General features: G+C 65.2%; 27 protein-coding genes. 5 read left to right on the top strand and 22 right to left on the bottom strand.

Annotated elements, in window-relative coordinates:
* The first annotated feature begins 255 nt into the window (after positions 1-255).
* Positions 256-3261 (top strand): Rne/Rng family ribonuclease, encoded by a 3006-nt coding sequence (locus tag JI745_RS09290; RefSeq protein WP_201805614.1) that lies wholly within the window; start codon positions 256-258, stop codon positions 3259-3261.
* A 66-nt stretch (positions 3262-3327) separates the two neighbouring features.
* Here the strand turns inward: JI745_RS09290 and nagZ are convergent, their stop codons facing one another.
* From nagZ to JI745_RS09395, 21 genes are all read right to left on the bottom strand, one after another.
* Entirely contained in the window at positions 3328-4374 is a 1047-nt protein-coding gene (gene nagZ, locus JI745_RS09295; RefSeq protein WP_201805616.1) for a beta-N-acetylhexosaminidase, read from the bottom strand.
* Positions 4371-5171, bottom strand: a complete 801-nt coding sequence (locus tag JI745_RS09300; protein WP_201805618.1) for a pyridoxine 5'-phosphate synthase — start codon at positions 5169-5171, stop codon at positions 4371-4373. The genes nagZ and JI745_RS09300 overlap by 4 nt, the downstream gene beginning before the upstream one ends.
* Positions 5172-5174: 3 nt before the next feature.
* Positions 5175-5969 (bottom strand): DNA repair protein RecO, encoded by a 795-nt coding sequence (gene recO, locus JI745_RS09305; RefSeq protein WP_201805620.1) that lies wholly within the window; start codon positions 5967-5969, stop codon positions 5175-5177.
* A 5-nt stretch (positions 5970-5974) separates the two neighbouring features.
* Positions 5975-6877: a GTPase Era gene (era, locus tag JI745_RS09310; protein ID WP_236674947.1), complete on the bottom strand. Its 903-nt coding sequence runs from the start codon at positions 6875-6877 to the stop codon at positions 5975-5977.
* Between the two features lie 4 nt (positions 6878-6881).
* Positions 6882-7589, bottom strand: coding sequence for a ribonuclease III (gene rnc / locus JI745_RS09315; RefSeq protein WP_201805624.1), 708 nt, complete (start codon positions 7587-7589; stop codon positions 6882-6884).
* Between the two features lie 27 nt (positions 7590-7616).
* On the bottom strand, positions 7617-7985 hold the full coding sequence (locus tag JI745_RS09320) for a DUF4845 domain-containing protein (protein WP_201805625.1): 369 nt from the start codon (positions 7983-7985) through the stop codon (positions 7617-7619).
* A 27-nt stretch (positions 7986-8012) separates the two neighbouring features.
* Entirely contained in the window at positions 8013-8978 is a 966-nt protein-coding gene (gene lepB, locus JI745_RS09325; RefSeq protein ID WP_201805626.1) for a signal peptidase I, read from the bottom strand.
* Entirely contained in the window at positions 8978-10786 is a 1809-nt protein-coding gene (gene lepA / locus JI745_RS09330) for a translation elongation factor 4 (protein WP_201805627.1), read from the bottom strand. Before lepA ends, lepB begins: the two co-directional genes overlap by 1 nt.
* A gap of 494 nt (positions 10787-11280) precedes the next feature.
* Positions 11281-12633, bottom strand: a complete 1353-nt coding sequence (locus JI745_RS09335; protein WP_310738550.1) for a trypsin-like peptidase domain-containing protein — start codon at positions 12631-12633, stop codon at positions 11281-11283.
* A 36-nt stretch (positions 12634-12669) separates the two neighbouring features.
* On the bottom strand, positions 12670-13698 hold the full coding sequence (locus JI745_RS09340) for a MucB/RseB C-terminal domain-containing protein (protein WP_201805629.1): 1029 nt from the start codon (positions 13696-13698) through the stop codon (positions 12670-12672).
* Positions 13699-13704: 6 nt separating this feature from the next.
* Complete coding sequence (locus JI745_RS09345) at positions 13705-14349, bottom strand: sigma-E factor negative regulatory protein (RefSeq protein ID WP_201805630.1); 645 nt, start codon at positions 14347-14349, stop codon at positions 13705-13707.
* Between the two features lie 40 nt (positions 14350-14389).
* Positions 14390-14998, bottom strand: a complete 609-nt coding sequence (gene rpoE, locus JI745_RS09350; RefSeq protein ID WP_201805631.1) for an RNA polymerase sigma factor RpoE — start codon at positions 14996-14998, stop codon at positions 14390-14392.
* A gap of 9 nt (positions 14999-15007) precedes the next feature.
* Positions 15008-15472 (bottom strand): hypothetical protein, encoded by a 465-nt coding sequence (locus tag JI745_RS09355; protein ID WP_201805632.1) that lies wholly within the window; start codon positions 15470-15472, stop codon positions 15008-15010.
* A 33-nt stretch (positions 15473-15505) separates the two neighbouring features.
* Positions 15506-16750, bottom strand: a complete 1245-nt coding sequence (gene fabF / locus JI745_RS09360) for a beta-ketoacyl-ACP synthase II (RefSeq protein ID WP_201805634.1) — start codon at positions 16748-16750, stop codon at positions 15506-15508.
* Between the two features lie 20 nt (positions 16751-16770).
* Positions 16771-17010 carry an acyl carrier protein gene (gene acpP, locus JI745_RS09365; RefSeq protein ID WP_201805636.1) on the bottom strand — a complete coding sequence of 80 codons (240 nt, stop codon included), beginning with the start codon at positions 17008-17010 and terminating at the stop codon, positions 16771-16773.
* 126 nt (positions 17011-17136) lie between these two features.
* A complete protein-coding gene (gene fabG / locus JI745_RS09370) occupies positions 17137-17886 on the bottom strand; it encodes a 3-oxoacyl-ACP reductase FabG (protein WP_201805638.1) in 750 nt (249 codons plus the stop codon).
* A complete protein-coding gene (gene fabD, locus JI745_RS09375; protein ID WP_201805640.1) occupies positions 17883-18821 on the bottom strand; it encodes an ACP S-malonyltransferase in 939 nt (312 codons plus the stop codon). Before fabD ends, fabG begins: the two co-directional genes overlap by 4 nt.
* Before the next feature lie 60 nt (positions 18822-18881).
* Complete coding sequence (locus JI745_RS09380) at positions 18882-19874, bottom strand: beta-ketoacyl-ACP synthase III (protein WP_201805642.1); 993 nt, start codon at positions 19872-19874, stop codon at positions 18882-18884.
* The gene (plsX, locus tag JI745_RS09385) at positions 19871-20986 is read right to left on the bottom strand and encodes a phosphate acyltransferase PlsX (RefSeq protein ID WP_201805644.1); all 1116 of its coding nucleotides are present in this window, start codon (positions 20984-20986) and stop codon (positions 19871-19873) included. The genes JI745_RS09380 and plsX overlap by 4 nt, the downstream gene beginning before the upstream one ends.
* A gap of 135 nt (positions 20987-21121) precedes the next feature.
* Positions 21122-21304, bottom strand: coding sequence for a 50S ribosomal protein L32 (rpmF, locus tag JI745_RS09390; RefSeq protein ID WP_201805647.1), 183 nt, complete (start codon positions 21302-21304; stop codon positions 21122-21124).
* A 122-nt stretch (positions 21305-21426) separates the two neighbouring features.
* Positions 21427-21972 carry a DUF177 domain-containing protein gene (locus tag JI745_RS09395; RefSeq protein WP_201805649.1) on the bottom strand — a complete coding sequence of 182 codons (546 nt, stop codon included), beginning with the start codon at positions 21970-21972 and terminating at the stop codon, positions 21427-21429.
* 42 nt (positions 21973-22014) lie between these two features.
* On the opposite strand from JI745_RS09395, the gene JI745_RS09400 reads away from it, so the two are divergent.
* Positions 22015-22608, top strand: coding sequence for a Maf family nucleotide pyrophosphatase (locus JI745_RS09400; protein WP_201805651.1), 594 nt, complete (start codon positions 22015-22017; stop codon positions 22606-22608).
* Positions 22605-23369, top strand: a complete 765-nt coding sequence (locus JI745_RS09405; RefSeq protein WP_201805653.1) for an SAM-dependent methyltransferase — start codon at positions 22605-22607, stop codon at positions 23367-23369. Before JI745_RS09400 ends, JI745_RS09405 begins: the two co-directional genes overlap by 4 nt.
* 10 nt (positions 23370-23379) lie before the next feature.
* Here JI745_RS09405 and JI745_RS09410 read toward each other — a convergent pair whose 3' ends face one another.
* Positions 23380-24801, bottom strand: a complete 1422-nt coding sequence (locus tag JI745_RS09410) for a DEAD/DEAH box helicase (RefSeq protein WP_201805655.1) — start codon at positions 24799-24801, stop codon at positions 23380-23382.
* 194 nt (positions 24802-24995) lie between these two features.
* Here JI745_RS09410 and rfbB point away from each other — a divergent pair, with 194 nt between their 5' ends.
* Both rfbB and rfbD read left to right on the top strand, forming a co-directional pair.
* Positions 24996-26063 carry a dTDP-glucose 4,6-dehydratase gene (gene rfbB / locus JI745_RS09415; RefSeq protein WP_201805656.1) on the top strand — a complete coding sequence of 356 codons (1068 nt, stop codon included), beginning with the start codon at positions 24996-24998 and terminating at the stop codon, positions 26061-26063.
* Positions 26060-26956 (top strand): dTDP-4-dehydrorhamnose reductase, encoded by an 897-nt coding sequence (rfbD, locus tag JI745_RS09420; protein ID WP_201805657.1) that lies wholly within the window; start codon positions 26060-26062, stop codon positions 26954-26956. The genes rfbB and rfbD overlap by 4 nt, the downstream gene beginning before the upstream one ends.
* Positions 26957-26962 lie beyond the last annotated feature (6 nt).

Here is a 26962-nt window from a genome sequence, read left to right on the forward strand (position 1 = left end):
CCGTGGCCGGATGTCGCGCGCCCCATGCCTCACGGCCCCGCCCTTTGCCCGCTGCCACGCACGCGCCAACGCTGCCTGACGGGCCTCCGATCCTTCGCTGATCGGCCAACGTCACCGCAGTCCAGGGCGATTCCTTCCGGTTCTTTCACGTTCCTCGTGCATCGATGAGTCGCCTGCCGGTCCTGCCGGCGGTGACGTGTTGGATGAGCTGTCCCTGACTGCGAAAGATCGCAGCAGTGCAGCGAAGGAGCGCACATGAAACGCATGCTGATCAACGCGACGCAGCAAGAAGAACGTCGCCTGGCCATCGTCGATGGTCAGAAGCTCATGGACTTCGAGACCGAGATCGAAGGCCGCGAGCAACGCAAGGGCAACATCTACAAGGCAGTCGTGACCCGCGTCGAGCCCTCGCTCGAAGCCTGTTTCGTCGACTACGGCGAAGAGCGCCACGGCTTCCTGCCCTTCAAGGAAATCTCGAAGAACTACTTCCGCGACGGCACCGACGTGCGCAATGCCCGCATCCAGGACGCCATCAAGGAAGGCGACTCGCTCCTGGTGCAGGTCGAGAAGGAAGAGCGCGGCAACAAAGGCGCGGCGCTGACCACCTTCATCTCGCTGGCCGGCCGCTACCTGGTGCTGATGCCCAACAACCCGCGTGGTGGTGGCGTGTCACGCCGCATCGAGGGCGAAGACCGTGAAGAGCTGAAGGAAAACCTCGACCAGCTCGAGTACCCGAAGGGCATGAGCCTGATCGCCCGCACCGCCGGCATCGGCCGCAGCGCGCCCGAGCTGCAGTGGGACCTGAACTACATGCTCAAGCTCTGGACCGCGATCGACGCTGCGTCCAAAGAGGGCAAGGGCGCTTTCCTGATCTACCAGGAGTCGTCGCTCGTGATCCGCGCGATCCGCGACTACTTCACCGCCGACATTGGCGAGATCCTGATCGACACCGACGACATCTACGAGCAGGCCCACCAGTTCATGACGCACGTCATGCCGGAGGCCGCGCCGAAGGTGAAGCGCTACCGCGACGACGCGCCGCTGTTCAGCCGCTTCCAGATCGAGCACCAGATCGAGACGGCGTTCTCGCGCACGGTAAACCTGCCCTCGGGCGGCGCCATCGTGATCGACCACACCGAAGCGCTGGTGTCGGTCGACGTGAACTCGGCCCGCTCCACGCGCGGCTCCGACATCGAAGAGACCGCGACCCGCACCAACCTCGAAGCGGCCGATGAAATCGCCCGCCAGATGCGCCTGCGCGACCTGGGCGGCCTGATCGTCGTCGACTTCATCGACATGGAAGAGTCGAAGAACCGCCGCGAGGTCGAGAGCCGCCTGCGCGACGCGCTGCGCCAGGATCGCGCGCGTGTGCAGTTCTCGTCGATCAGCAAGTTCGGCCTCCTGGAGCTGAGCCGCCAGCGCCTGCGCCCGGCGCTCAGCGAAGGCAGCCACATCACCTGCCCGCGCTGCAACGGCACCGGCCACATCCGCGACACCGAATCGTCGGCGCTGCAGATCCTGCGCATGGTCCAGGAAGAAGCGATGAAGGACAACACCGCTGCCGTGCACGTGCAGGTGCCGGTGGAGGTGACCTCGTTCCTGCTGAACGAGAAGCGCCCCGAGATCACCAAGATCGAACTCAAGCAGCGCGTGACCGTGCTGCTCGTGCCCAACAAGCACCTCGAGACGCCCAACTACAAGCTCGAGCGCCTGCGCCACGACGACCCGCGCCTGGAGAACCTGCAGGTCAGCTACTCGATGATCGAGGAGCCGGACGACGAAGTGGCCATCACCCGCCGCGAGAAGGCCAAGGCCAAGCAGGAGCCGGTGATCAAGGGCATCCTGCCCGACACCGCCGCGCCCATCGCGCCGCCCAAGCCCGAGCCGGTGGTGGCGGCCCCCGTGCCCGCCCCGGCACCTGTCGCAGCTCCCCCTGTGGCACCCGTCTCCGGCGGTGGCTTTTTTGCGTGGGTGAAAAAACTCTTCGGCACTGCCGAGGCCACGCCGGCCGCAGCACCAGCCTCGGCACCCGCCTCTGCAGAAGCCAGCACCGAGCAGCGCCGTGAAGGCCGTGGTGACCGCAACAACCGTGGGGGCCGCGGCGGTCGTGACGGCCGTCGTGGTGAACGCGGAGAGCGCGGAGAGCGTGGTGAACGCAGCGCCGAACGCGGTGAACAACAACGGGGTGAGCGTGGCGAACGCTCCGAACAACGCGGCGAGCGCAACGAGCGCGGTGACCGTGGCAACCGCGGCCGCCGCAACGAGCGCGGCGAGCGTCCGGAAGAAGCCCAGGCCGATGGTGGTCGCCAGGAAGAGCGCACCCGTCGCCCCGAAGGTGGTGGTGAGGAAGGCGCCGAGGCCCGCGGCGACAACCGCCGCGACCAGCGCCGTGGCGGCCAGCCCCGTCCGGCCCCCGTGGAAGCGGCAGCGGGCAGTGAGGAAGCCCAAGCGCGCGCTTTCGTCGACACCGTGCCCGGTGAAGCAGCCGAAGGCCAGGCTGGCGAGGCCCAGGGGGAACGTCAGGGCCGCCGCCGTCGCCGTGGCGGCCGTGGTCGTGACCGCGACGAGGCTCGCAACACCGAAGTGACGGATGCCGTCGCCGGCGACGAGTCGCAGAGCGCGCTGCCGCTGGAGTCGGCGGCCGAGGCCTCCGGCGAAGCCGTGAGCGCCGATGCCGAAGGCGCGCCGCAAGGTGAAGGCCAGGAGCGTGGCGAACGCGAAGGTGGCCGCCGTCGCCGCGGCCGCGGTGGGCGTGATCGCCAGCGCCGCGAGGAGTCGGGTGAAGGCGCCGCAGCGGCAGACGGTATCGCTGAGCCGATCAGCGCGGATGCCGATGCGGAACTGCCGCCCTCGGTGTCCGCGGAAGCCGAGGCGGCGCCGTCGGCCGAGTCGCAGCCGATCACGGCCGCCGCGGCAGCCGAAGCCATCGCGCCGGTCGTCGAAGCACTCGCCAACGAGCCGGAACCGGTGGTGACGTCGAGCGCCGCCGCGGCCGTGGTTGAGCCCTATGTGCTCAACACCGATCAGCTGCAAGCCGTCGCCGAATCCGCCGGCCTGCAGTGGGTGAACTCCGACGCCGACAAGATCCGCGCGGTGCAGGAAGCCATGGCCCGCGAGCCGAAACCGGTGCACGTGCCACGCGAGATCAAGCCGGTGGAGCTGATCGACGAAGGCCCGCTGGTGCTGGTGGAGACGCGCAAGGACCTCTCGCAGATCCGCCTGCCGTTCGAGACGCAGACCCCGTCTCAGCCGTCGGCCTGATCGGCCTGACTGCAAAGAAAAGGGCGCACCGCGGTGCGCCCTTTTTCTTGGGTCAGCGGCACAGACTCAGGGCAGGCGCTCCAGCGCGCGCTGGTACACGGGGTCGTGCATCAGCTCGTCCCAGGTCAGCGGGGCCGATTGCGGCAGGAGCCTCCGGCGACGCATCTCGCTGTCGCCGTCAGGTGTCCACTGGCCCTGCTCGGCGGCGGCCAGCAGGCCATCGAGCAACTCGTCGACGGCCCGGCCGCCGTTGAGGGACTGGTTGCACAGCAGGACCATGTCGCAGCCCGCCTGCAGCGCGGCCACCGCGCCGTCGACAGCAGAGCCGGCCACCTTGGCGCCTTCCATGCTGAGGTCGTCGCTGAAGATGGCGCCGGTGAAACCGAGCTGCTGGCGCAGGATTTCTTTCAACCAGCGTGGTGAGAAGCCCGCGGGTTGGTCATCGACCTTGGGGTAGATCACGTGCGCCGGCATCACGCTGGTGAGGCTGGTGCTGAGCCATTCGTACGGCTTGGCGTCGTCGGCGAGGATGGCCTTGAGCGAACGCTTGTCGACCGGCACCTCGGTGTGGCTATCGCCCTTGACGAAGCCGTGCCCGGGAAAGTGCTTGCCGCAGTTGGCCATGCCCGATTGCAGCAGGCCGTGCATCAGGCTCTTGGCCAGCATCGTCGCCACGCGTGCATCGCGGTGGAAGGCTCGGTCGCCGATGACGCTGGAGCCGCCATGGTCGAGGTCGAGCACCGGGGTGAAGCTGAGGTCGATGCCGCAGCTGCGCAGCTCGGCGCCGAGCACGTAGCCGGCGGCGGTGGCGGCATCGGTGGCGGTGAGCGCGTCGCTCATCCACAGCTCGCCGAGCGCGCGCATCGGCGGCAGGTGGGTGAAGCCATCGGTGCGGAAGCGCTGCACGCGCCCGCCTTCGTGGTCGACGCTGATCAGCACGTCGGGCCGGATGGACTTGATCTCGGCGGCGAGCTCGGTGATCTGCTGGCGGTTCTGCCAGTTCCGGGCGAAGAAGATCAGGCCGCCGGTCAGCGGGTGCTTGAGGCGGCGGCGGTCGTCGCCGTTGAGGGTCGTGCCGGCGACGTCGAGCACGACGGGAGCGTGTGTGTTCATGGGGCAGCAGCAGCGTGGAGGCAGCGCAGGTAGGCGCGCACGGTTTCGGTCATGCCGAGTTCGAGGGTGTCGGCGATCAGCGCGTGGCCGATCGACACCTCTTGCACGCCGGGCACGGCGCGCAGGAAGTCGGTGAGGTTGGCACAGTTGAGGTCGTGGCCCGCGTTGAGGCCGAGGCCGGCACGGAGAGCGGCTTCGGCGGTGGCAGTGAAGCGCGCGAGCACCGCCGCCTGCTCGGGGGTGCCATGGGCGCGTGCGTAGGACTCGGTGTAGAGCTCGACACGGTCGGCGCCCACGTCCCGCGCGGCGGCCATCATCTCGGGCAATGGGTCCATGAAGAGGCTGACGCGGATGCCGAGCGACTTGGCTTCGGCGATGAGCGGCTTCAGCGTCGCGGCGTCTTCGGGGAAACGCCAGCCGTGGTCGGAGGTGGGCTGGCTCTCGCTGTCGGGCACGAAGGTGCATTGCTGCGGCGCTCGCTGCTGCGCGGCGAGTTGCCGCAGCAGGTCCATCAGGTTGTGCAGCGGGTTGCCTTCGATGTTGAACTCGGCCTGCGGCCACTTCGTCATCAGCTCGGCGAGGTCGAACACGTCGTGCGTGCGGATGTGGCGCTGGTCGGGCCGCGGGTGGATGGTGATGCCGTGGGCGCCGGCTTCAAGCGCAGTGCTCGACAGCCCCGTCACGCTCGGGAACGGGAGCGGGCGGCGGTTGCGGATCTGCGCCACCAGGTTCACGTTGACCGACAAGGCGGTGAGGCCGCGATGCGCGTCGAGACCGCTGGTGAGCAGAGGGTTCATGGGCTATCGATCAAGGGCTTGAACGTCGAGCATCACCTGGCGGGTGCGCAAGACGGGCGAGCCAAGATGATAGTGAAGCAGACCTCGCAAGATTGCTTTGAGCTCTGGCAGCACAGGGGCACAGGCCTGCTGCAAGGCGGCCAGGCTGCCGTGCTCGAGCGCAGCCTGCAGGCCGATCAGTTGCTGGGCGGAGAGCGAGGCCTCGCCCGTGCGCGGCAGTGTCACACCGGCTTCTGAGCGCACGGCATAGCGCGCATCGAGGCGGATGTCTTCCTGCGTGAGCGTCACCACCGCCAAGTCGGGCAGAAGGCCGATGGCTTTCAGCAGCAGGACCTCGAAGGCACGCAAGGCGGCCTGCGTGTCGTTCTCGTCGGCGGTGGCCAGCGCCGTCAAGGTCTGGGCATAGAGGTCGAACAGCGTCGGAACCGGGTCGCCCCGTGCCAGGAGCTTCATCAGCAGTTCGTTGAGGTAGAAGCCGCTGAAGAGCGCTGCCCCCGTGAGCATGGCTTGTCCACCGGCCCATTCGGCGGCACGCAGGGTCTGCACCTCGCCAGCGCTCTCGCCTGCATCCACCTTGGGCGGCTTGCCCAGCGTCACCTGCAGGCGCTGGAACGGCAGCAACACGGCGCGCATCTGCGAGTACGGCCGCTTGGCGCCCTTGGCCACGACGGCCTGCCGCCCTTGCTCGCGGGTGAAGAGGTCGAGGATCAGACTGGTTTCGCTCCAGTCGTAGTGGTGCAGGACGAAGGCGACCTGCTGCGCCGCAAGACGTGGGGGGCGCGTGGTGCGCGTGGCCATCCCGGCTACTCGTAGCCGTAGCTGCGCAGGTGCTCTTCGTTGTCGGCCCAGCCGGAGCGCACCTTCACCCACAGTTCGAGGAAGACCTTGGCGCCCATCAGATGCTCGAGCTCCTGGCGCGCTTCGGAGCCGATGCGCTTCAGGCGCTCGCCCTCGTGGCCAATCACCATGCCTTTGTGCGCATCACGCTCGACGACGATGGTGGCGGCGATGCGGCGCAGGTTGCCCTCTTCCTCGAACTTGTCAATGACGACGGTGGAGGCGTAGGGCAGCTCGTCGCCCGTCAGGCGAAAGAGCTTTTCGCGGATCAGCTCGCTCGCGAGGAAACGGTCGCTGCGGTCGGTGAGCGCGTCTTCCTCGTAGAACCAGGGCTGCTCGGGCAGGTAGGGCTGCACGATGTCGAGCAGGCGCTGCGTGTCAGCCTCTTTCTTGGCCGACAGCGGCACGAACTCGGCGAAGGCATGGCGGTCCTGCATGCCCTTGAGCCAGGGCACGAGCTCCGCGCGGCGGTGCACGGCGTCGAGCTTGTTGGCCACGAGGATGGCGGGCTTGCCCGGCGGCAAAAGGGCGAGCACCTTGGCATCGTCGAGGCCGAAACGCCCGGCTTCGACGACGAAGAGGACGACGTCGACGTCGAACAGCACCCCTTGCACGGTGCGGTTGAGCGTGCGGTTGAGCGCGGCGCTGTGGCGCGTCTGGAAACCCGGCGTGTCGACGAACACGAACTGGCTCTCACCCACCGTGCGGATGCCGGTGATGCGGTGCCGCGTGGTCTGCGCTTTCGCCGAGGTGATGCTGACCTTCTGGCCGACGAGCGCATTGAGCAAGGTCGACTTGCCCACGTTGGGGCGGCCGACGATGGCGACCAGTCCGCAGCGCTGCTGGCTGTCTTCAGCTTCGTCGGTCATGGTGTCAGGAGCGGAGTGCGCTGCCGGGCTTGTCATCGCTGGCCTTCAGCGACACCAGCATACGGCGGGCAGCTTCCTGCTCGGCCATGCGGCGCGAGCGGCCTTCACCGGTTTCGGTGAGGCTCAGGGCCGGCACGGCGCACTCGACTTCGAAGGTCTGCGCATGCGCCTGGCCGCGGGTGTTCAGGATGCGATAGGTCGGCACCGGCAGGCGGCGGGCCTGCAGCCATTCCTGCAACTCGGTCTTGGCGTCCTTGGTCCAGCTGTCGATGTCGGTGTTGAGGATGACATCGCCGAAGAGACGCCGGACGAGCGCCCGGGCGGGCTCGAAGGCGCCGTCGAGGAAGGTGGCGCCGATGATGGCCTCCAGCGCATCGGCCAAGATGGAAGGACGCTGAGCGCCGCCACCGCGCGCTTCGCCTTCGCTCAGGCGCAGCACTTCCGGCAGTCCCAGGGAGAGGGCCACGCGATGGAGGGTGTCTTCGCGGACCAGGTGAGCCCGCACGCGGGTCAGGTCGCCTTCGTCCGAGACACCGAAACGCTCGAACAACAGTGCACTGACGGCCAGGCTCAGCACGGCATCGCCGAGAAACTCGAGCCGCTCGTTGTGATCGGCGCCGAAGCTGCGATGGGTCACCGCCCGGCTCAGCAGTTCGGGCTGGGCGAACCGGTGGCCGAGGCGTTGCTGCAGGGCGTTGAGGCGGGCGTCCACGGTACTTCGGACCAAGCGGCCAAGGGCCTACTTCGACCGTCCTTCGTATTTGATGAGCAGGTAGACCGGGCTCATGATCTCGATCTCCTTGCCGTAGGCGAAGGCGATCACCACCTTCTCGTTGACCTTGGTGATTTCAAGGTCCTTGCTGGTGATGGATTGGATCGAGTACTCGATCTGCACCTGCTTGTCGAAAGCCGCGCGGATCTCGGGCACTGTTGTTGCGCCACTGGCAGCAATTTGCTCCACCGCGCGCTTGATGGTGAAGTATTCGTTGACGGTCGGCAACACGCGCAGCCCCAGCAGCGCCACAAAGCCGATCACGATGGCCCAGAAAAGCAAACCGAACAACGTGATGCCGCGTTCAGAACGCAGCGTGCGATGTTCAACGGTCATGGCTTCTTGCTCCTCGTGTTGGCGTGGTCAATGGAACGAGCCGATGCGGCGGAGGTTACCGAAATTCATCCACACAAAAAAGGCCTTGCCGACGATGTTCTCATCGGGCACGAAGCCCCAGAAGCGCGAGTCTTCGGAGTTGTCGCGGTTGTCGCCCATCATGAAATAGTGGCCCGCAGGCACCTTGCACGTGACGCCTTCTGCACTGTAGCTGCAGTTTTCCTTGTAGGGGAACGGGTCGGTCGGCCGGATGTAAGAAGGGCGTTGCACATCGACCAGGATGCGATGCTCCACCGGCCCCAGCTTCTCGTTGTACTGCTTGAAATAGCGGGTGCTCTCGTCATCGTAGAACTCTGGCAAGGCCTGCGTCTCGACCAGTTGGTCGTTGAGGTACAGCCGCTGGTTCTTGTAGGACACCACGTCCCCCGGCACACCGACCACGCGCTTGATGTAGTCGATGCTCGGGTTGGCGGGATAACGGAACACCATCACGTCGCCGCGCTGTGGGGTGTTCAAGTCGATGATCTTCTTGTTGATGACGGGCAGCCGCACGCCGTAGTGGTACTTGTTGACCAGGATGAGGTCACCGACCAGCAAGGTCGGAACCATCGAGCCCGACGGAATCTTGAACGGCTCGAAAAGGAACGAGCGCAGGAGGAACACGATCAGGATCACCGGGAAGAGCCCCGCGGTCCAATCGAGCCACCAGGGTTGCATCAACAGCGCTTCGCGCGCCGGTGCGATGTCTCCATCGACCTTGGCAATGCCTTTGCTTGCCAGCTCTTCACGACGCGCGGCGTCTTGCTGCTCGAGGCTCTGCGCTGCCTTGGCGCGCGCCGGCGCGAAATGGAAGCGCTCGGCCAGCCAGTACGCCAGCGTCACCAGGGTGAGGATGAAGAGCAGCAGCGAGAAATTGCCCGTCCACTTGCCCAGATACCAGCCTCCCAGATACACCGCGAGGCACGCATACAGCAAACCGGTCAGAGAACCCATCAATCGTCCACTTGGAGGATGGCGAGGAACGCTTCCTGCGGCACTTCGACAGAGCCGATCTGCTTCATGCGTTTCTTGCCGGCTTTTTGTTTTTCGAGCAGCTTGCGCTTGCGGGTGATGTCGCCGCCATAACACTTGGCAATGACGTTCTTGCGCAGGGCCTTGATTGTCTCACGCGCAATGATGTTGGCCCCGATGGCGGCCTGCACCGCGACGTCGTATTGCTGGCGCGAAATCAACTCGCGCATCTTGGCCACGACCGCTCGGCTGCGGAACTGGCTCTGGGCGCGGTGCACGATGATCGACAGCGCATCGACCTTGTCGCCGTTCAGCAGGATGTCGACCTTCACGACGTCGGAGCCGCGGTATTCCTTGAACTCGTAGTCCATCGAGGCGTAACCGCGCGACACGCTCTTGAGCTTGTCGAAGAAGTCGAGCACGATCTCGGCGAGCGGCATCTCATAGGTGAGCATCACCTGGCGGCCGTGGTAGGCCATGTTGATCTGCGTGCCACGCTTGAGGTTGGCAAGCGTCATCACCGGGCCGACATAGTCCTGCGGCATGTACAGGTGCACGGTGACGATGGGCTCGCGGATCTCCCGGATGCGGCCAAGGTCGGGCATCTTGGACGGGTTCTCGACCTTGAGCACCTCGCCATTGTTGAGCTCGACCTCATAGACGACCGAAGGCGCGGTGGTGATCAGGTCCTGGTCGAACTCGCGCTCCAGTCGCTCCTGCACGATCTCCATGTGCAGGAGACCTAGGAATCCACACCGGAAACCGAAGCCCAGCGCCTGCGACACCTCGGGTTCGTAGCGCAGGGAGGAGTCGTTGAGCTTCAACTTTTCCAGTGCGTCGCGCAGCTGGTCGTATTCGCTCGCTTCGGTCGGGTACAGGCCAGCGAAGACCTGTGGCTGGATTTCCTTGAAGCCCGGCAGCGCCTCATCGGCCGGACCGAGGTTGTTCGGCAGCTTCTTTTCCAGCGTGAGCGTGTCGCCCACCTTGGCATGCTGCAGCTCCTTGATGCCGGCGATCACGAAGCCCACTTCGCCGGCTTTGAGGATGTCCCTCGAAACAGACTTCGGGGTGAACACGCCCAGCTGCTCGGCCGCATAGGCGGCGTTGGTCGCCATCATCTTGAAGCGTTCACCCTTCTTGAGCTCGCCATCGACCACGCGAACCAGCATCACGACGCCCACGTAGTTGTCGAACCACGAATCGATGATCATGGCGCGCAACGGCGCATCGGCCTTGCCTCGCGGCGCCGGCATGCGGGCGATCACCGCCTCCAGGATGTCGTCGATGCCCTCGCCTGTCTTGGCGCTACAGGGAATGGCGTGCTCCGCATCGATGCCGATCACGTCTTCGACCTCGGCCTTGGCGCGCTCCGGGTCGGCCTGGGGCAGATCCATCTTGTTGAGCACGGGGACCACTTCGACACCGAGGTCGAGCGCGGTGTAGCAATTGGCCACCGTCTGAGCCTCCACCCCCTGGCTCGCGTCCACCACCAGCAGCGCACCTTCGCAGGCGGACAGTGACCGGCTCACTTCATACGAGAAGTCAACGTGCCCCGGGGTGTCGATCAAATTGAGCTGGTAGGTCTTGCCGTCGCGCGCCTTGTACGAAAGGGCCGCCGTCTGCGCCTTGATGGTGATGCCGCGCTCGCGCTCGATGTCCATCGAGTCGAGCACTTGGGCCTCCATCTCCCGGTCGCTCAGGCCACCGCAGCGTTGGATGAGGCGGTCGGCGAGTGTCGACTTGCCGTGGTCGATGTGGGCAATGATGGAGAAATTACGGATGTGATCCATGCGAAGCGCTCAGTGCTCGAACCGCTCTTGATCAACAGCCTGCCGGCCGCGGAGAGCGCTCGATCGTGAGTGGGAAGGTGCCGCGAAAGCGTCGCGTGCTGCACGAGAAGAGGCTAAAAAAAAGGCACGTCGAATGAGTGACGCGCCTTCCAACAAAACGTATGGCAACTGCTTGTTGGGCCTTCATTGTAGCCAAAAGCACCCCGCGGGAAACCGCGCCGTTGCTGGATTTGTTCTCGTTGCAGGGTACCAACACGAAAATCTATGCACAATTTATCCACAAAGTGTTGTGGGCAGCTTGGGGATAGATTTCGCCTCCCCGAGTCCTTGTCAGGCGTGGCGATAAATCGCCTCAAATATGCCAGATTCTATGCCGAGAATGGAGGAATTCGGTGATAAGAAGTGTGCGCACGCAAACTGAATTTCATAGTCCGGATTCCAAGTATTTTTTTCTGAAGGATGCCCCTCGAGCATGGTCGGTTTTCGGGTCCCGTTCACCTCACAACCGGAAGCCGAACAAATTGAGCCCACGCCCCTCTTAACACCGTGATGGGAAGCGGACGGGTTCGATCAAGCTTCGCGATACTGGCTTCAAACTGCTTGAGATCCGCCACGTCCGTCGAGCCCACGGCCAGGATCACATCGCCTTGCCGAAGGCCCGCTGCCTCGGCCCCCGCCGTCACCGTCGCCACTCTCACACCGGACGCGCGGGACGCAATCCGATCTACATCCGCCAAGTTGGCGACCGTGAATCCCCAGGTCTTCGCGGCCACGGAGGCGACTGAGCCCTCGGACTCTTGCCGATCAGGTGAAGCAGACTGCGGGGCATTCAACTCAGTCAGGATAGGCTTGAACTCCAACAGCTTGCCGCGACGGCTCACCTGCGCAGTCGCCGTCGAGCCGGGCCTGAGCGTGCTCACGTAACGGCGCAGGTCCATCGCACACTCAATCGACTTGCCATTCACAGCGAGAACGAGATCACCAGGCTGGATGCCCACTTTCTCGGCGGGCCCCGCCGGCACAATCTGACGCACCAAGGCTCCCTTGGCCCTGCCCTTGCCATGCTCGTCGGCAGCGTCGCGCGGCGCATCGGCGGGCAGCAGGCCGATATAGCCTCTCACGACGCGCCCGTTGGCCCTGAGCTGGTCGGCAATGCGCATCGCCTCGTCGATCGGAATTGCCAACGAGATGCCGACGGAAGTGCCCGCGGGACTCAGGATCTGGGAGTTGATCCCCACCGCTTCGCCACGGATGTTGATGAGCGGACCACCCGCATTGCCTGGATTCACCGCGACATCCGCCTGGATGAACGGCACCTCTGCGCCGGTATCTCGCTGCTTGGCGCTGACGATCCCGATCGTCACGGTATTCTCCAGCCCAAAAGGGGAGCCGATGGCCATGACCCATTCGCCTACGCGCAGCCGGCTGGCGTCCCCGATCCGCAACGCCGGCAGACCCACAGCTTCAAACTTGAGCACGGCCACATCGGAGCGCTCGTCAGCGCCAATGACCCTGGCCCGGAACTCTCGCTTGTCGGTCAAGGTCACATAGACCTCGGATGCACCTTCCACGACATGCGCGCTGGTCAGCAGATAGCCATCGCCACTGATGATGAAGCCGGAGCCTTCTCCACGAGACGACTCATCGCTCCCCTGCAACACCGGAGCGCGACGACGGGGCACAGGTCGCGCGCCGTCGGAGCCGCGTTCGGAGATCCGGATGTTGACAACCGCAGGGCCGACTCGCTCCGCGAGATCTGCAAAGTCTGGGAACTCGCGCGCCTGCGCGAGGCTCACCTGCGGCACCATGCAGAGGCTCAGCAGCGTCGCACCTGCCACCAGCACCACTGCAAGCGATCGGCGACGCACTGTCCCGTCCAACTGCTATTTCTTGCGCTCGATGCCGTTGGCGAACTGGCGCAACGTACCTGCCGGCACATCGCCCATCGCCGTGATCCACCAATCGCCTTCGCGCCGCATCATGGTCTGGGTGGCACCGATGGCCGTCACCATGGGGCGCGTATGGCGCTCGGCGTTGTAGGGCTCGATGAAGATGGAGACGTAGGTCAACCCGTCGGAGTAGATCGTCTGCAAGGTCTGCCCGGTGCTCGCCGAGCCGCCGACTTTCGCCGGATCGTCCATTTGGCGCTTCACGCAACTGACCAACTTGAATCCCGGCACCGAGACCTTGAGCGTCCAGCCTTCGCCTTCGGGTCGGGTCGAAAGGTGCTGCTGCTTGATGACCTTGTAGCCATCAAGCTTCTTCACCGCCTGCACGACATGGTCAGGCTGGGCGCGCACGCCGATCGACACTTCGGAAAACGCCGACGACTCGAGGATCTCCCCGCGCTCGCCCAAAACCTCCGTGCGCAACAAGAGGCCAGTCCCTTTTTCAGCCCACAGCCGGTAGCCAAAACGAAGCTTGTCGCGCGGCTTCAGCACGAGGACGTTGGCCTCGTGCCCGGCCACCCGCTCGACTGCAACCGGCTTCAGTTCGTAGAACTCCTGCACGCGATCATGGCCTGCCTGCAGCAATGCGGGGAACGAACTCATCTGATCACGCTGTTCCACCACCGCTACCCGACGCTGCGGCCACACGGTATGCACCAGGTCGTTGTGCCGGAAGACGCTGCGAACCTGACCGTCCAGTGAATCGATGCGCTCGAACTGGTCTCGTCCGTCGCCGTAGTGGGCAATGCGGGTGCTGGCCACCGTCCCTCCCGCGCTCACGACGACCGTGCCGACGAAGTTCTTCTTGTTCGCGGCCTCCTGGATGCGCGTCAACCAGGCACGAGTCTCGCGCGCTTCCACCAGCGGGTCGCCACTGGCGAGCGCAGCTTGCGCGTGGGCAGTCAGCGGGGCAGAAACAAGAGCAGCGCAGGCGACGACGAAAGCAGGAAGGCGCAACAGCATGGCGTATCAGCGCCCCGGCACTTCAACCGAAGCGTTGCGCAGGAACCCTGAAGGGCCACCCGGCAGTGAACTGCCCCCAAATTTCTTGTGGGCTGCCAGATATTCGTCGAGGCGAGCATCGCGCACCAACTGACCGTTGAGCACGACGCTCGGCACTTCGCCGGCCGCCGATGCTGGCTTCTCGCTCAAGGCAACGGTCTGCAAGGGAGACGGCACCTGAGCGATGGACAGATCGCCACCAGCCTCGGTAGACAACCCGCCGGCCAGTTGCGTGACGACCAGGGTACCGGCCACCACGGCAAACCCCGCAGCAACGGCTGCCGATCCCATCCAGGAGCGACGACGAGCCCGAACCGGTGCCACGACGGCCGTGGCAGCCGCGCCAGAAGGCGCCAGCACCACCGGCTCCTGGGCCAAACGTTCGCGCAGGCTGGCCAGGAACCGGGCATCGCGCTTCGCGTCCGAGGTCAGATCCTCGGACCGCATCACATCGCCGATCAGGTGATAGGCATGCCACTGAGCGCGCATCTGCGCATCGTCGCGCCACACCCTGCACGCGCCGGCAACGGCAGATGCATCCAGCTCGCCATCCATCAACGCCGACAGATCCTCTGCCGCGGGCCGCCTTTCGGCTTCAGACCGTTGAGACATCACAACCTCCAACTCTCAAAACCATCGTCATGCCACGGCGCTACCAGCGCTCGCCCTCACGCGTGTCCAGCAAGGGCCGCAAACGCTGCGCGATCGCCTCGCGTGCGCGAAAGATCCGAGACCGAACCGTGCCGATGGGGCAATTCATGACTTCAGCAATTTCTTCATAGCTGAGCCCTTCGATTTCGCGCAGCGTAATGGCCTGCCGCAAGTCCTCGGACAAGGCTTCTATGGAGGCATTGACGGCAGCGGCAATTTCCTTGCTCGCCAGCATCGCATCGGGGGTTTCGCCGTGGCTTAGTTCGGATTCAACTCGGGAAGTTTCGTCCTCCTCGTCGCGAGCGGATCGTGCGGATTCCGTCACGATCGGGTCGCGTTTGAGGTCCACCAGGGCCTTCTTGGCCGTGTTGACCGCAATCCGGTACAGCCAGGTGTAGAACGCGCTCTCGCCGCGGAACTGCGGAATCGCCCGGTAGGCGCGGATGAAGGTCTCTTGCGCGATGTCGGGCACGAGGTCGACGTCGCGCACCATGCGACCGATCAGACGCTCGATGCGCCGCTGGTACTTCACCACCAGCATTTCGAACGCCTTCACGTCGCCTTGCTTGACGCGTTCGATCAGCGGTGCATCGGCGTCAGTGGCGGTCATCAGGAGGCGTCAGAACGGTGCGGCAGTGGGCAGGGAAACAGGCCGCGCGCAATATACCGTAGCCCGCAAACCGTGCCACGACAGCTCGTGCCCGGAGCGCTGCAGGGGCAGCCACAAACCGCGCCGGGAATCCTGGCGCACGAAGCGCAGCAGGACCCAGGAGCCGAGATCCACGGTGACAGACATACCGCCCGCTTGCGGCTCCTGCCCCGCCGTGGCCTCCGGCCCGACATGCCAAAGCTGCCCATCCCAACGGAGGCTCACCGGCTCGAGGCGCCAAGCCTGTAGCAGCAGGCTGATCGACGCGACGGCCCACAAGAGAAGCGACAACGCCAACCATGCGGGATGCAGTTGTCCTGCGCTCAACGCCCAGCCTGCCAACACCAGCCCCGAGATCGAGACCAGCCCGGCACATGCCCAGCGCCACATGCCGAAGTGGCGCGCGGTGATCTGGAAAGGAGGAGGCGCGTGCATGGCAGCCGCCGGGGCGGAGACGCGACGGCGTGCTCAGATGCGCTTGAACACCAGGGTGCCGTTGGTGCCGCCGAAGCCGAAGTTGTTCTTCACGGCGTAGTCGATCTTCATGTCCCGCGCCGTGTTGGCGCAGTAGTCCAGGTCGCACTCCGGATCCTGGTTGAAGATGTTGATGGTCGGCGGCGAAACCTGGCGCTGCACCGCCAGCGTGGTGAACACCGACTCGATGCCCCCCGCCCCACCCAGCAGGTGGCCGGTCATGGACTTGGTCGAGTTCACGACCAGCTTCTTCGCGTGATCACCGAACGCAAGCTTGATCGCGTTGGTCTCGTTCACGTCGCCGAGCGGTGTCGAGGTGCCGTGCGCATTGAGGTATTGCACCTGGCTGCCATCGATGCCGGCGTTGCGCAGCGCGGCGCGGATCGAACGCTTGGGGCCATCGACGTTGGGTGCGGTCATGTGGTACGCGTCAGCACCCATGCCGAAGCCAGCGAGTTCCGCATAGATCTTGGCACCGCGCTTCTTGGCGTGTTCGTATTCTTCGAGCACCAGCACGCCGGCGCCTTCGCCGAGGACGAAGCCGTCGCGGTCCTTGTCCCAGGGCCGCGAGGCGGTCTTCGGGTCGTCATTGCGCGACGACAAGGCACGCGGCGCGGTGAAGCCGCCGATGCCCAGCGGCGAGATCGTCGACTCGGCACCACCGGCGATCATCACGTCGGCATCGCCGTATTCGATCAGGCGAGCCGCCTGGCCGATGGAGTGCAAGCCGGTCGTGCAGGCGGTGACGATCGCGAGGTTCGGCCCAGTGAAGCCGAAGCGGATCGACACGTGGCCCGAGATCATGTTGATGATCGAGGCCGGCACGAAAAACGGCGAAATGCGACGCGGCCCACGCGAGGTGTACTCGCCGTGTGTCTCTTCGATCATCGGCAAGCCGCCGATGCCCGACCCCACGAGGCAGCCGATACGCTCGGCCTGCTCCTCGCTCAGCTGATCGCCCGTGGGCAGACCTGCATCCTGGATCGCCTGGGCCGAGGCCGCAATGCCGTAATGGATGAAGGTGTCCATGTGACGCGCTTCCTTGCCGGGGATGTAGTCCTCGACCTTGAAGCCCTTCACCTCGCCGGCGAACTGGCAGCTGAAGCCTGAGGCATCGAACCTCGTGATCGTGTCAATGCCGGACTTGCCGGCCACGAGATTGGCCCAGCCTTCTTCCACCGTGTTGCCCACGGGGCTGATGAGCCCCAGGCCGGTGATGACGACGCGGCGACGTGACATGGATACAGCTCCGGGAAGAATCAGGCCTTCTGGTGCTTCAGCGCGTAATCGATCGCCAGCTGGACAGTGGTGATCTTCTCGGCTTCTTCGTCGGGGATCTCGATGCCGAATTCGTCTTCCAGCGCCATCACCAGTTCCACCGTGTCAAGCGAGTCCGCGCCCAGGTCGGCCACGAAAGCCTTCTCATTGGACACATCGGCCTCAGGCACGCCGAGTTGCTCGGCAATGATCTTCTTCACACGTGCTTCGATATCGCTCATGACTCCTCCAGGAGGGTTTACGTAAACAGCCCGAGATTCTACGGCCTGTAGGGTGGGTGCTCTAAGACACTCCCGAGGCACTCCCGGCGGGCAAGAAACCGGTGGTGTTCGATTGGTTCGGCAGGCTCAATTCATGAACATGCCGCCATTGACGTGCAGTTCGGTGCCGGTGATGTAGCCGGCCTGCGGCGAGGCGAGAAACGTCACGGCGTTGGCGATGTCCGAGGCCTGGCCCAGGCGGCCAAGCGGGATCTGGGCCATCAGCGCGCTGGTCTGCTGCTCCGAGAGCTTCTTGGTCATGTCGGTCTCGATGAAGCCCGGCGCTACACAGTTGACCGTGATGCCGCGGCTGCCCAATTCCCGCGCGAGGGATCGGGTCATGCCTGCGACGCCGGCCTTGGCGGCGGCGTAGTTGGCTTGGCCCGGGTTGCCGCTCGCACCGACGACGCTCGTGATGTTGATGATGCGGCCATAGCGCTGCTTCATCATGGGCTTGGTGACGGCGCGGCTGGCGCGGAAGACAGCCTTGAGGTTGGTGTCGATCACCGCGTCCCAGTCTTCGTCTTTCATGCGCATCGACAGCATGTCGCGCGTGATGCCGGCGTTGTTGACCAGCACATGCAAGGCTCCATGCTCTTTGACGATGGTTTCGATGGCAGCTTCGAGGGCCTGGCCGTCGTTCACGTTGAGGCAAATGCCGCGGCTGCCGGCATGGCTCGAGAGGCCTTCAGTGATGGCCTGGGCGCCAGCATCGGTGGTGGCTGAGCCGATCACCTTGAGGCCCTGCGACGCCAGCTGCAGTGCAATGGCACGGCCGATGCCGCGCGATGCGCCGGTGACCAGCGCGACCTGCCCTGCGAATTGGACTTCGCTCATGCCAGTGCTCCTTTCACCTCGGCCAAGGTGGACGGGTCGTACATCGCCAGGCCCGTGGCGTCGGCATCGATGCGCTTGACCATGCCGGCCAACACCTTGCCGGGGCCGCACTCGACAATGTGCGAGATGCCGCGGGCCCGGATGGCCTGGATCGTCTCGACCCAGCGCACAGCACCAAACGACTGCCGGTACAGCGCTTCACGGATCGCGGCCGGCTCGTCTTGCACGGCGACGTCGATGTTGTTGATGAGCGGGATTTGAGGTGCTGCCAGCGCAGTATCGGCGAGGCGCCCCTTGAGCTGTTCGCCAGCCGGCTTCATGAGGCTCGAGTGGAACGGTGCCGACACGGCAAGCGGCAAGGCACGCTTGGCGCCCTTGGCCTTCAGCACCTCGCAAGCGCGATCGACCGCCGCCTTGGTGCCGGCGATCACGGTCTGCTTCGGGTCATTGAAGTTGGCGGCCTCCACCGGCTGGCCCACTTCGGCAGCCGCTTCAGCGCAGCCTTCGATCACCTGCGTCGCGTCGAGCCCGAGGATGGCGGCCATGCCGCCCTGCCCCACCGGCACGGCTTGCTGCATGGCCTGGGCGCGAAAGCGAACCAGCGGCAACGCCTCGGCGAGGCTCAGGCTTCCGGCAGCCACGAGTGCGCTGTATTCACCCAGCGAGTGCCCTGCCACGACGGCGGGCTGCGCGCCGGTCTCAGCCAGCCAGGCCCGGTAGCAGGCCACGCCTGCCGTCAGCATGTAGGGCTGGGTGTTGGTGGTCAGGTCCAGCGTTTCCTTCGGGCCGGTCTGAATGATGCCAGCGACGTCTTCTCCGAGCACCTCGGAGGCTTCTGCCAGGGTGTCACGCACGGCGGCATGGTCACCCCAGGCATTGAGCATGCCCACGGACTGCGAGCCTTGCCCCGGAAATACAAAAGCAAACGGTGTCATCACAACGCCTCTTTGTCGGTTGTCGCGGCCGCATCGAGCGGCTCGCCCTTGAGCCGCGGCTCAGAAATCCAGCAGCACGGCGCCCCAGGTGAAGCCGCCGCCCACACCTTCCAGCATCAGCGTTTCGCCGCGCTTGATGGAGCCCGAGCGCACGCCCGCATCCAGGGCCAGCGGGATCGAGGCCGCTGACGTGTTGCCGTGTTCGTCAACGGTGACGATGACCTTTTCCAAAGGCAGCTTCAGCTTCTTGGCGGTGCCGTGCATGATGCGGATGTTGGCCTGGTGCGGGATCAGCCAGTCGATGTCGGACGCCTCGCGCCCGGCCTTCTGCAGCACCGAACGGGCCACGTCTTCCAGCACGCCCACCGCCAGCTTGAACACGGCCTGACCGTCCATCTTGAGGAAGGGCACACCCATTACCTGGCCGTTCGATACCGAGCCGGGTGTGCAAAGGATGTCGACATGGCGACCATCCGCATGCAGTTCGCTCGCAAGGACTCCTGGCGTGTCGCTCGCTTCGAGCACCACCGCGCCAGCACCATCGCCGAACAGCACGCAGGTTGTACGGTCGGAGAAGTCGAGCAGGCGAGAAAACACCTCGGAGCCGATGACCAGCGCCTTGCGTGCGGCGCCGGTGCGGATCATCGAATCGGCCACCGTCAGTGCGTAGACGAAACCCGAGCAGACGGCTTGCACGTCGAAGGCCGCGCAGCCCTGGATTCCGAGCTTGCGCTGCACGATGCAGGCGGTCGAGGGAAACACCATGTCGGGCGTCGACGTGGCGAGGATGATGAGGTCGATCTGCGAAGCTTCGATGTTCGCGGCGGCCAGCGCCTTGCGCGCCGCTTCGACGGCGAGGTCGCTGCAAGCGACGTCCGCTTCGGCGAAGTGGCGTGCGTGGATGCCCGTGCGGGCAATGATCCAGTCGTCAGAAGTTTCAATGCCCTGGCCAGCCAGTTGGGCGGCCAGATCGGCGTTGCTCACACGCTTGGGCGGCAGGAAGCTGCCTGTGCCCGCGATGCGTGAATAGCCGGCAGAAGAAGGTGAGGTCATGCAGCGAGGGCGGCGTCACCCGAATTCGCAGACTCCTCAGCAGTGAGGCCTGGGGGCATCGCCTGGAGGGTCTCTTGAATCTGGTCGTGCACCCGGTCAAGCAAACAATTGCGGGCCGCATCATAAGCCCGATTGAGGGCCCCCTCGAAGGCGAAGGCATCCGCCGACCCGTGGCTCTTGAACACGAGCCCGCGCAAGCCCAGCAGCGCCGCGCCGTTGAAGCGCCGGGGGTCGATGCGCCGCTTCAGGCTGTTGAGCACAGGCAGCGCCGCGACCGCCGCCATCTTGGTGAAGATGTTGCGGCTGAACTCTTGCTTGATGAAGCCGACCAACGTGGAGATCAGACCTTCGGCCGTCTTCAGCGCCACGTTGCCGACGAAACCGTCGCAGACGACGATGTCGGTCGTGCCCTTGAAGATGTCGTTGCCTTCCACGTTGCCATAGAAGTTGATGTGCTTGCCCTCGGCCGCCGCGCGCAGCAGCTCGCCGGCCTTCTTGATGGTTTCGCTGCCCTTGATGACTTCTTCGCCGATGTTGAGCAGCCCGACCGTCGGGTTTTCCTTGCCTTCGACGGCCGACACCAGGGCACTGCCCATCACGGCGAACTGCAGCAGGTGCTCGGGCGAGCAGTCGACGTTCGCGCCAAGGTCGAGCACGGTGGTGAAGCCATCGCGTTCATTGGGCATCACGGTGGCGATCGCGGGGCGGTCGATGCCCTCCATCGTCTTGAGCAGGTAGCGGGCGACCGCCATCAAGGCGCCGGTATTGCCGGCCGAGACGCACACATGAGCCTTCGGCAGCTGGCCTTCCGGCCCGGCCTTGAGCTGGCTGAGGGCGACGCGCAGGGAAGAGTCCTTCTTCTTGCGCAAGGCCACCTCGATCGGGTCGTCCATCTCCACCACTTCGCTCGCAGCCACCACCGTGCAGCGCTCCCACTTCGCAGCTTCGGCGAGGACATCGGCCTTGCCAACGAGGATGAGCTGCGCCTTCGGATGCGCGCTCAGGAAGGCACGACAAGCCGGCAAGGTGACCGAGGGACCGTGGTCGCCACCCATGCAATCGACGGAGAGACGAACCGTGTCATTGACAGGATGCGCCACAGGAGGATTCATGGAAACGTCACACAGAAAAGCAAACACCCGACACTGCAGCGTCGCGCAGGCCGGGTGGGGATGTGGCTTCAAGCATCAGCGGTGAACGCGAGGGGTCGCGAACAGGCGCTGCAAGGCGCCACGAGCCGCCGAGAATCAGGCGTCTGCCTTGGTCTTGAGCACCTTGCGCCCACGGTAGAAACCGTTGGGGCTGATGTGGTGACGCAGATGCGTCTCGCCGGTGGTCGGCTCGATCGCGGTGCCCGGGGTCGTGAGGGCATTGTGCGAACGATGCATGCCGCGCTTGGAAGGCGACTTCTTGTTTTGCTGAACAGCCATGGAATTGCTCCTTAGATCTCCTGTCGCTCATGCTCGAAAAGAGCACAGGAGCCAGGGTTTGGTGCCGTGGGTGGACACCCGAACGGAAAGCCCGCAATTCTAGCATGGGGCGCGGCGGATGGCTAATTGGGCAGGCTGCCCCGCTTCAGCGAGGCCAGCACCGCGAACGGGTTGGACTTCTCCTCGAGTTCTGGTTCGCCCTCGTTCGCCGTTCCCAGGGGCTCCGGGCACTCGTCGTGCCGGGGCACCAGCGGCAATTCGAGCAGGAGTTCATCTTCGACCAACTCCCTCAGGTCCAGCGCCCGGGTAAGCGCAAGTACGTCGTCTTCGCTGTCGGCATCCAACTCGGCCGCGAGGTTTTCGCCCTGCACGAACAGGAATGAGCGCTCGGCATGCACGTCGACCGGAACCGGCCTCAGGCAGCGTTGACACTCGAGCATGACGCCGGTACTCGCCCTGAGGTGCAGCCAGACCTGCGGCGGCCCGCCCTTGACGGGGCGGTGCTCACCTTGCGCCTGCCACGACACATCCCCCACAGCCGTGCCCGTGACAGCCGAAGCCGTGAGTCGCTCCAGTTCAGTCAGTGGCCACTCTCCAGCGACCGAGGCAGAGGCCTTGGCCAAGGCCTCAACGTCGAGCTTCAAGGGATCCCAATCGCGCGCTTTCATGCCGGCAGTTTATGCGCCTGCCTGCGACGACAATGCCGCTCCATGACCGAACGCCCTCCCCTGATCCTGGGTTCAACCTCGCGCTATCGCCGCGAAATGCTGCAACGCTTGCGTCTGCCATTTGATGTCGACGCACCCCGGGTGGACGAGACCCCGCTTGCCGGTGAGGCCCCGCCGGCGCTGGCCTTGCGCTTGGCATTGGCCAAAGCCCGAGAGGTGGCGGCCCGCCATCCCCATGCAGTGGTGATCGGTTCGGACCAAGTGGCCGACCTTGCCGGGCAACCGATCGGCAAACCAGGCGACCACGCGCACGCCACCGACCAGCTCAGGGCCATGAGCGGCCGTTCCGTGGTGTTCCAGACAGCGGTGTCGGTGGTCTGCCTGTCGGGGCGCTACGAGGCCAGCGCCCTGGTCCTGGTCACCGTGCGTTTCCGGGACTTGAGCGATGCTGAGATCGAGCACTACCTGCAAGCCGAACAACCCTACGACTGTGCCGGCAGCGCGAAGTCCGAAGCTCTGGGTATCGCCCTGTTGAGCGCGATTCAATCCGACGATCCAACGGCACTGGTCGGGCTGCCGCTGATCAAGACCTGTGAGCTGCTTCGCGGAGCGGGCATCGACCCGCTGGTCCGATGAGCGGCCGGCCAGGGCACCTGATCCTCGTGCCCAACACACTTGACCTGGGAAGCAGCGTCGACACCGACCTGCGCGCGGTTCTTCCTCTCGCAGCCCTCGAGGCAGGAGCTCGCCTGACCCACTGGGTGGCGGAGAACGCCAAGACGACGCGGGCATTTCTCAAGCGCGTGAATTCGGTGATTCCATTGGCTCAGCCGCTCCAGGCCGTGTCCATCGTCGAACTGCCCCGGCCCATCAAAGGCGCCAAGGCGGCGGCGCCGATCAACTGGACACAACTGCTGGAGCCTGCGCTACAGGGACACGACCTGGGCCTCATTTCGGAAGCGGGCCTGCCCGCCGTGGCCGACCCCGGCGCAGGACTGGTCCAGGCCGCTCACGCGCACAAAATTCCTGTTCGCGTCTTGAGCGGCCCCAGCTCACTCATGCTGGCGCTGGCCGGCAGCGGCCTCAACGGCCAGAGCTTTGCATTCGTGGGTTATTTGCCAGTGGAAGCCGGCGAGCGCGGCGCGCGGATCCGCGAGTTGGAAGCCGCCTCCCGGCGCGCCTCCCAAACCCAGCTCGTCATCGAGACGCCCTACCGCAACGAGGCGCTGCTCGGCGCGCTGCTGTCGCATTTGAAGGGCGACACCTGGCTCTCGGTGAGCTGCGGCCTGACCTTGGCGCAGGCCTGGACGCGCACCGATACCGTCGCCACATGGAAATCGTCGCCAGCCCGGATGCCCGCCGACGTGCCGGCCGTGTTCCTGTTTCTGGCCAGCTGAAGCGCCGCGGTTAGCTGTTGGGCGTGGCCGGCGGCTTGGCGCCGAACAGTGCGGCAACCTTCTTTTTCGGCTTGATGTTGGGTGACAGCCCGCGGCCGGTGCTCACCGGGGCCGCCTTGCTTCGTTCCCAGGCCGGCGCCTCTTCGGACGTGCTCGGCTCGTAGGGCTTGTCGAAGAACGGGTCACGCGGCGCGGCCTTGGGGGCAGCGTAGCTGCGGGTGGCACGCGGCGGCGCTTCGTCCGACGTAGCCTCGCGTCCGCGCCGGCGATCCTCGCGATCGCGCAAGGGCCGGCCTTCGTCCAGCTCGAGGGGTTCCAGTTCGATCTTCTTCTTGATGAGCTTTTCGATGTCGGACACCAGCCGGGTGTCGTCCCGCGTGACCAGCGTCATTGCCAAGCCCGAGGCACCAGCGCGGCCAGTGCGGCCGATCCGGTGCACATAGTCTTCCGCATTGAACGGCACGTCGAAATTGAACACCGCCGGCAGGTCGGCAATGTCCAAGCCGCGAGCCGCCACGTCGGTGCAGACCAGCACGTCGACCTCCGCGCGCTTGAACGCGTCCAGCGCCTTCAGGCGCTCGTCCTGCGATTTGTCGCCGTGCAACGCGTTGGTGCGCAGGCCATCGCGCTCCAGCGAGCGCGCCAGCCGCGCGCAGCCCAGCTTGGAGTTGACGAAGACGATCGCCTGCGAGATTTCGCGGTCCTTCAGCAGCTTTCGCACCGCCGCCCGCTTGTCATCGGCGGCCACGCTGTAGAAGCGCTGCTCCACCGTCGAGGCCGTGGCGTTTGGCCGCGCCACCTCGACGAGGATCGGGTCCTGCAGATAGCTTTCTGCCAAGCGTTTGATCTCGGGCGAGAACGTGGCCGAGAACAGCAGCGTCTGCCGCTGCTTGGGCAGGTAGCTGAGGATGCGTTGCAGGTCGGGCAGGAAGCCGATGTCGAGCATACGGTCGGCTTCGTCGAGCACCACGTACTCGACCTGGTTGAGCACGCAGTTCTTGGCTTCGATGTGGTCCAGCAGCCGGCCGGGCGTGGCGATCAGCACCTCGACACCCGTCTTGAGCTCCAGTGTCTGCGGCTTCATGTCGATGCCACCGAAGACCACCATCGCCCGCAGCTTCGTGTGCTTGGAATAGGCCTTGATGTTTTTCGCCACCTGGTCGGCGAGCTCGCGCGTCGGTGCCAGCACGAGGGCGCGCACGGGGTGGCGCGCGGGCGAGGCGCTGCTGTTCTCGTGCTTGAGCATCTTCTGCAGGAGGGGCAACGAAAACGCGGCTGTCTTGCCCGTGCCGGTCTGGGCGGCGCCCATGACGTCGCGGCCGGCAAGCACGATCGGGATTGCCTTCGCCTGGATGGGCGTCATGGTCGTGTAGCCGGATTCGGCCACCGCCTTCTCGAGCACAGGGGCGAGCCCCAAGGATGAGAACTGCATGGCCTCCGCAGGCGGCGCAGTGGCAGGCGCCTCTTGTGAAGGCACGAGACCGAGGGGTTCAACGTCTGTCTGAGTCATCCTAGGATTATCTCCCGGGCCACCGATGCCCATTTCGGGACCTCGGCGGCCCTCTAGAATCGCCGCGTCCCAGCCGGTGCTGCTTCGCACCCCACACACAGATCCACAGGAAGCTCATGATTCTTGTCACCGGCGGCGCCGGCTTCATCGGCGCAAACTTTGTGCTCGACTGGATCGAGGCCACCGGCGAGCCGGTCGTGAACCTCGACGCCCTCACCTACGCCGGGAATCTGGCCAACCTCAAGTCGCTGGCTCAAGACAAGCGACACATCTTCGTCCAGGGCGACATCGGCGACCGGGCCCTGGTCGACAAGTTGCTCAAGGACCACCAGCCGCGCGCCATCGTGCACTTTGCGGCCGAAAGCCACGTGGACCGCAGCATTCACGGCCCCGGTGCCTTCGTGCAGACCAACGTCAACGGCACCTTCACGCTGCTTGAGGCGGCGCGCGGCCATTGGATGCAGCTTCAGGGCGCCGCGAAAGACGCCTTTCGCTTCCATCACGTCTCGACAGACGAGGTCTACGGTTCGCTCAAACCGAACGACCCACCTTTCACCGAGACCCACCCCTACGAGCCCAACAGCCCGTATTCCGCAAGCAAGGCCGCCAGCGACCACATGGTGCGCGCATGGCATCACACCTACGGCCTGCCTGTCATCACCACCAACTGCAGCAACAACTACGGGCCCTATCACTTTCCCGAGAAGCTGATCCCACTGATGATCGTCAACGCGCTGGCTGGCAAGCCGCTGCCGGTGTACGGCGACGGCATGCAGGTCCGCGACTGGCTCTACGTCAAAGACCATTGCTCGGCGATTCGCGAAGTGCTGGCGCGCGGCAAGGTCGGCGAGACCTACAACGTCGGCGGCTGGAACGAGAAGCCGAACATCGAGATCGTGAAGACGATCTGCGCGTTGCTCGACGAGCTGCGCCCCGACCCAGCCGGCAGCTATGCCCGCCACATCACCTACGTCACCGACCGACCTGGCCACGACCGCCGCTATGCCATCGACGCCCGCAAGCTCGAGCGCGAGCTCGGCTGGAAACCGGCCGAGACCTTCGAGACCGGCATCCGAAAGACGGTGAGGTGGTACCTCGACAACGCCGATTGGGTGGCGCAGGTGCAAAGCGGTGCTTACCGCGAGTGGGTGTCGCGCAACTACGCCGCCCGGTCGGCCGCATGAAGATCCTGCTGCTGGGCAAGAACGGGCAGGTCGGTTGGGAGCTGCAACGTTCGCTGGCGCCGTTGGGCGAGGTGGTGGCACTCGATTTCGACAGTCCAGGCCCGCTGGCGGCCGACTTCTCGAGGCCCGAATCGCTGGCCGCCACCGTGCGCGCGGTCGCGCCGCAGTTGATCGTCAACGCCGCGGCGCACACCGCCGTCGACAAGGCCGAAAGCGAACCCGACCTCGCCCGCACCGTCAACGCGTCGGCCGTCGGCGTGATCGCCCGCGAGGCCGCGGCCATCGGCGCCTGGCTCGTGCACTACAGCACCGACTACGTCTTCGACGGCAGCGGCAGCACCCCGTGGATCGAAGACTCGCCCACCGGGCCCCTGAGCGTGTACGGCAAGACGAAGCTGGAAGGCGAAGACGCCATCCGTGCGAGCGGCGCCAAGCACCTCATCTTCCGCACAAGCTGGGTGTATGGCGCGCGCGGCGGCAACTTCGCCAAGACCATGCTTCGCTTGGCGAAGGAGCGCGACAAGCTCACCGTGATCGACGACCAGATCGGCGCTCCGACTGGCGCCGACCTGTTGGCCGACATCACGGCCCTCGCCCTGCGCGCGGCCTTGCAGGAACCGGTCCTCTCGGGCACCTACCACGCGGTCGCGTCGGGCGAAACCAGCTGGTACCACTATGCGCGCCACGTGATCGAGTTCGCACGCCGTCATGGTCAACCGATCAGGGTTGCACCCCAGGGGATCGAGCCCGTTCCGACCAGTGCCTTTCCAACGCCGGCCAAGCGCCCCAGCAACTCGCGCATGAACACCTCCAAGCTCCAGCAGGCATTCGGACTGACACTGCCGCACTGGCACACAGGAGTGGAACGCATGCTGACCGAAGTGTTGATCTGACCTTCT

Origin of the sequence: Piscinibacter sp. HJYY11 (assembly GCF_016735515.1) — a bacterium.
Taxonomy (GTDB): Bacteria; Pseudomonadota; Gammaproteobacteria; order Burkholderiales; family Burkholderiaceae_C; genus Rhizobacter.

Coding starts and splice junctions, on each gene's coding strand:
- JI745_RS09290 (WP_201805614.1), top strand. CDS start 256: ATGAAACGCATGCTGATCAACGCGACGCAGCAAGAAGAACGTCGCCTG.
- nagZ (WP_201805616.1), bottom strand. CDS start 4,374: ATGAACACACACGCTCCCGTCGTGCTCGACGTCGCCGGCACGACCCTC.
- JI745_RS09300 (WP_201805618.1), bottom strand. CDS start 5,171: ATGAACCCTCTGCTCACCAGCGGTCTCGACGCGCATCGCGGCCTCACC.
- recO (WP_201805620.1), bottom strand. CDS start 5,969: ATGGCCACGCGCACCACGCGCCCCCCACGTCTTGCGGCGCAGCAGGTC.
- era (WP_236674947.1), bottom strand. CDS start 6,877: ATGACCGACGAAGCTGAAGACAGCCAGCAGCGCTGCGGACTGGTCGCC.
- JI745_RS09320 (WP_201805625.1), bottom strand. CDS start 7,985: ATGACCGTTGAACATCGCACGCTGCGTTCTGAACGCGGCATCACGTTG.
- lepB (WP_201805626.1), bottom strand. CDS start 8,978: ATGGGTTCTCTGACCGGTTTGCTGTATGCGTGCCTCGCGGTGTATCTG.
- lepA (WP_201805627.1), bottom strand. CDS start 10,786: ATGGATCACATCCGTAATTTCTCCATCATTGCCCACATCGACCACGGC.
- JI745_RS09340 (WP_201805629.1), bottom strand. CDS start 13,698: ATGCTGTTGCGCCTTCCTGCTTTCGTCGTCGCCTGCGCTGCTCTTGTT.
- JI745_RS09345 (WP_201805630.1), bottom strand. CDS start 14,349: ATGTCTCAACGGTCTGAAGCCGAAAGGCGGCCCGCGGCAGAGGATCTG.
- rpoE (WP_201805631.1), bottom strand. CDS start 14,998: ATGACCGCCACTGACGCCGATGCACCGCTGATCGAACGCGTCAAGCAA.
- JI745_RS09355 (WP_201805632.1), bottom strand. CDS start 15,472: ATGCACGCGCCTCCTCCTTTCCAGATCACCGCGCGCCACTTCGGCATG.
- fabF (WP_201805634.1), bottom strand. CDS start 16,750: ATGTCACGTCGCCGCGTCGTCATCACCGGCCTGGGGCTCATCAGCCCC.
- acpP (WP_201805636.1), bottom strand. CDS start 17,010: ATGAGCGATATCGAAGCACGTGTGAAGAAGATCATTGCCGAGCAACTC.
- fabG (WP_201805638.1), bottom strand. CDS start 17,886: ATGAGCGAAGTCCAATTCGCAGGGCAGGTCGCGCTGGTCACCGGCGCA.
- fabD (WP_201805640.1), bottom strand. CDS start 18,821: ATGACACCGTTTGCTTTTGTATTTCCGGGGCAAGGCTCGCAGTCCGTG.
- JI745_RS09380 (WP_201805642.1), bottom strand. CDS start 19,874: ATGACCTCACCTTCTTCTGCCGGCTATTCACGCATCGCGGGCACAGGC.
- plsX (WP_201805644.1), bottom strand. CDS start 20,986: ATGAATCCTCCTGTGGCGCATCCTGTCAATGACACGGTTCGTCTCTCC.
- rpmF (WP_201805647.1), bottom strand. CDS start 21,304: ATGGCTGTTCAGCAAAACAAGAAGTCGCCTTCCAAGCGCGGCATGCAT.
- JI745_RS09395 (WP_201805649.1), bottom strand. CDS start 21,972: ATGAAAGCGCGCGATTGGGATCCCTTGAAGCTCGACGTTGAGGCCTTG.
- JI745_RS09400 (WP_201805651.1), top strand. CDS start 22,015: ATGACCGAACGCCCTCCCCTGATCCTGGGTTCAACCTCGCGCTATCGC.
- JI745_RS09405 (WP_201805653.1), top strand. CDS start 22,605: ATGAGCGGCCGGCCAGGGCACCTGATCCTCGTGCCCAACACACTTGAC.
- JI745_RS09410 (WP_201805655.1), bottom strand. CDS start 24,801: ATGCAGTTCTCATCCTTGGGGCTCGCCCCTGTGCTCGAGAAGGCGGTG.
- rfbB (WP_201805656.1), top strand. CDS start 24,996: ATGATTCTTGTCACCGGCGGCGCCGGCTTCATCGGCGCAAACTTTGTG.
- rfbD (WP_201805657.1), top strand. CDS start 26,060: ATGAAGATCCTGCTGCTGGGCAAGAACGGGCAGGTCGGTTGGGAGCTG.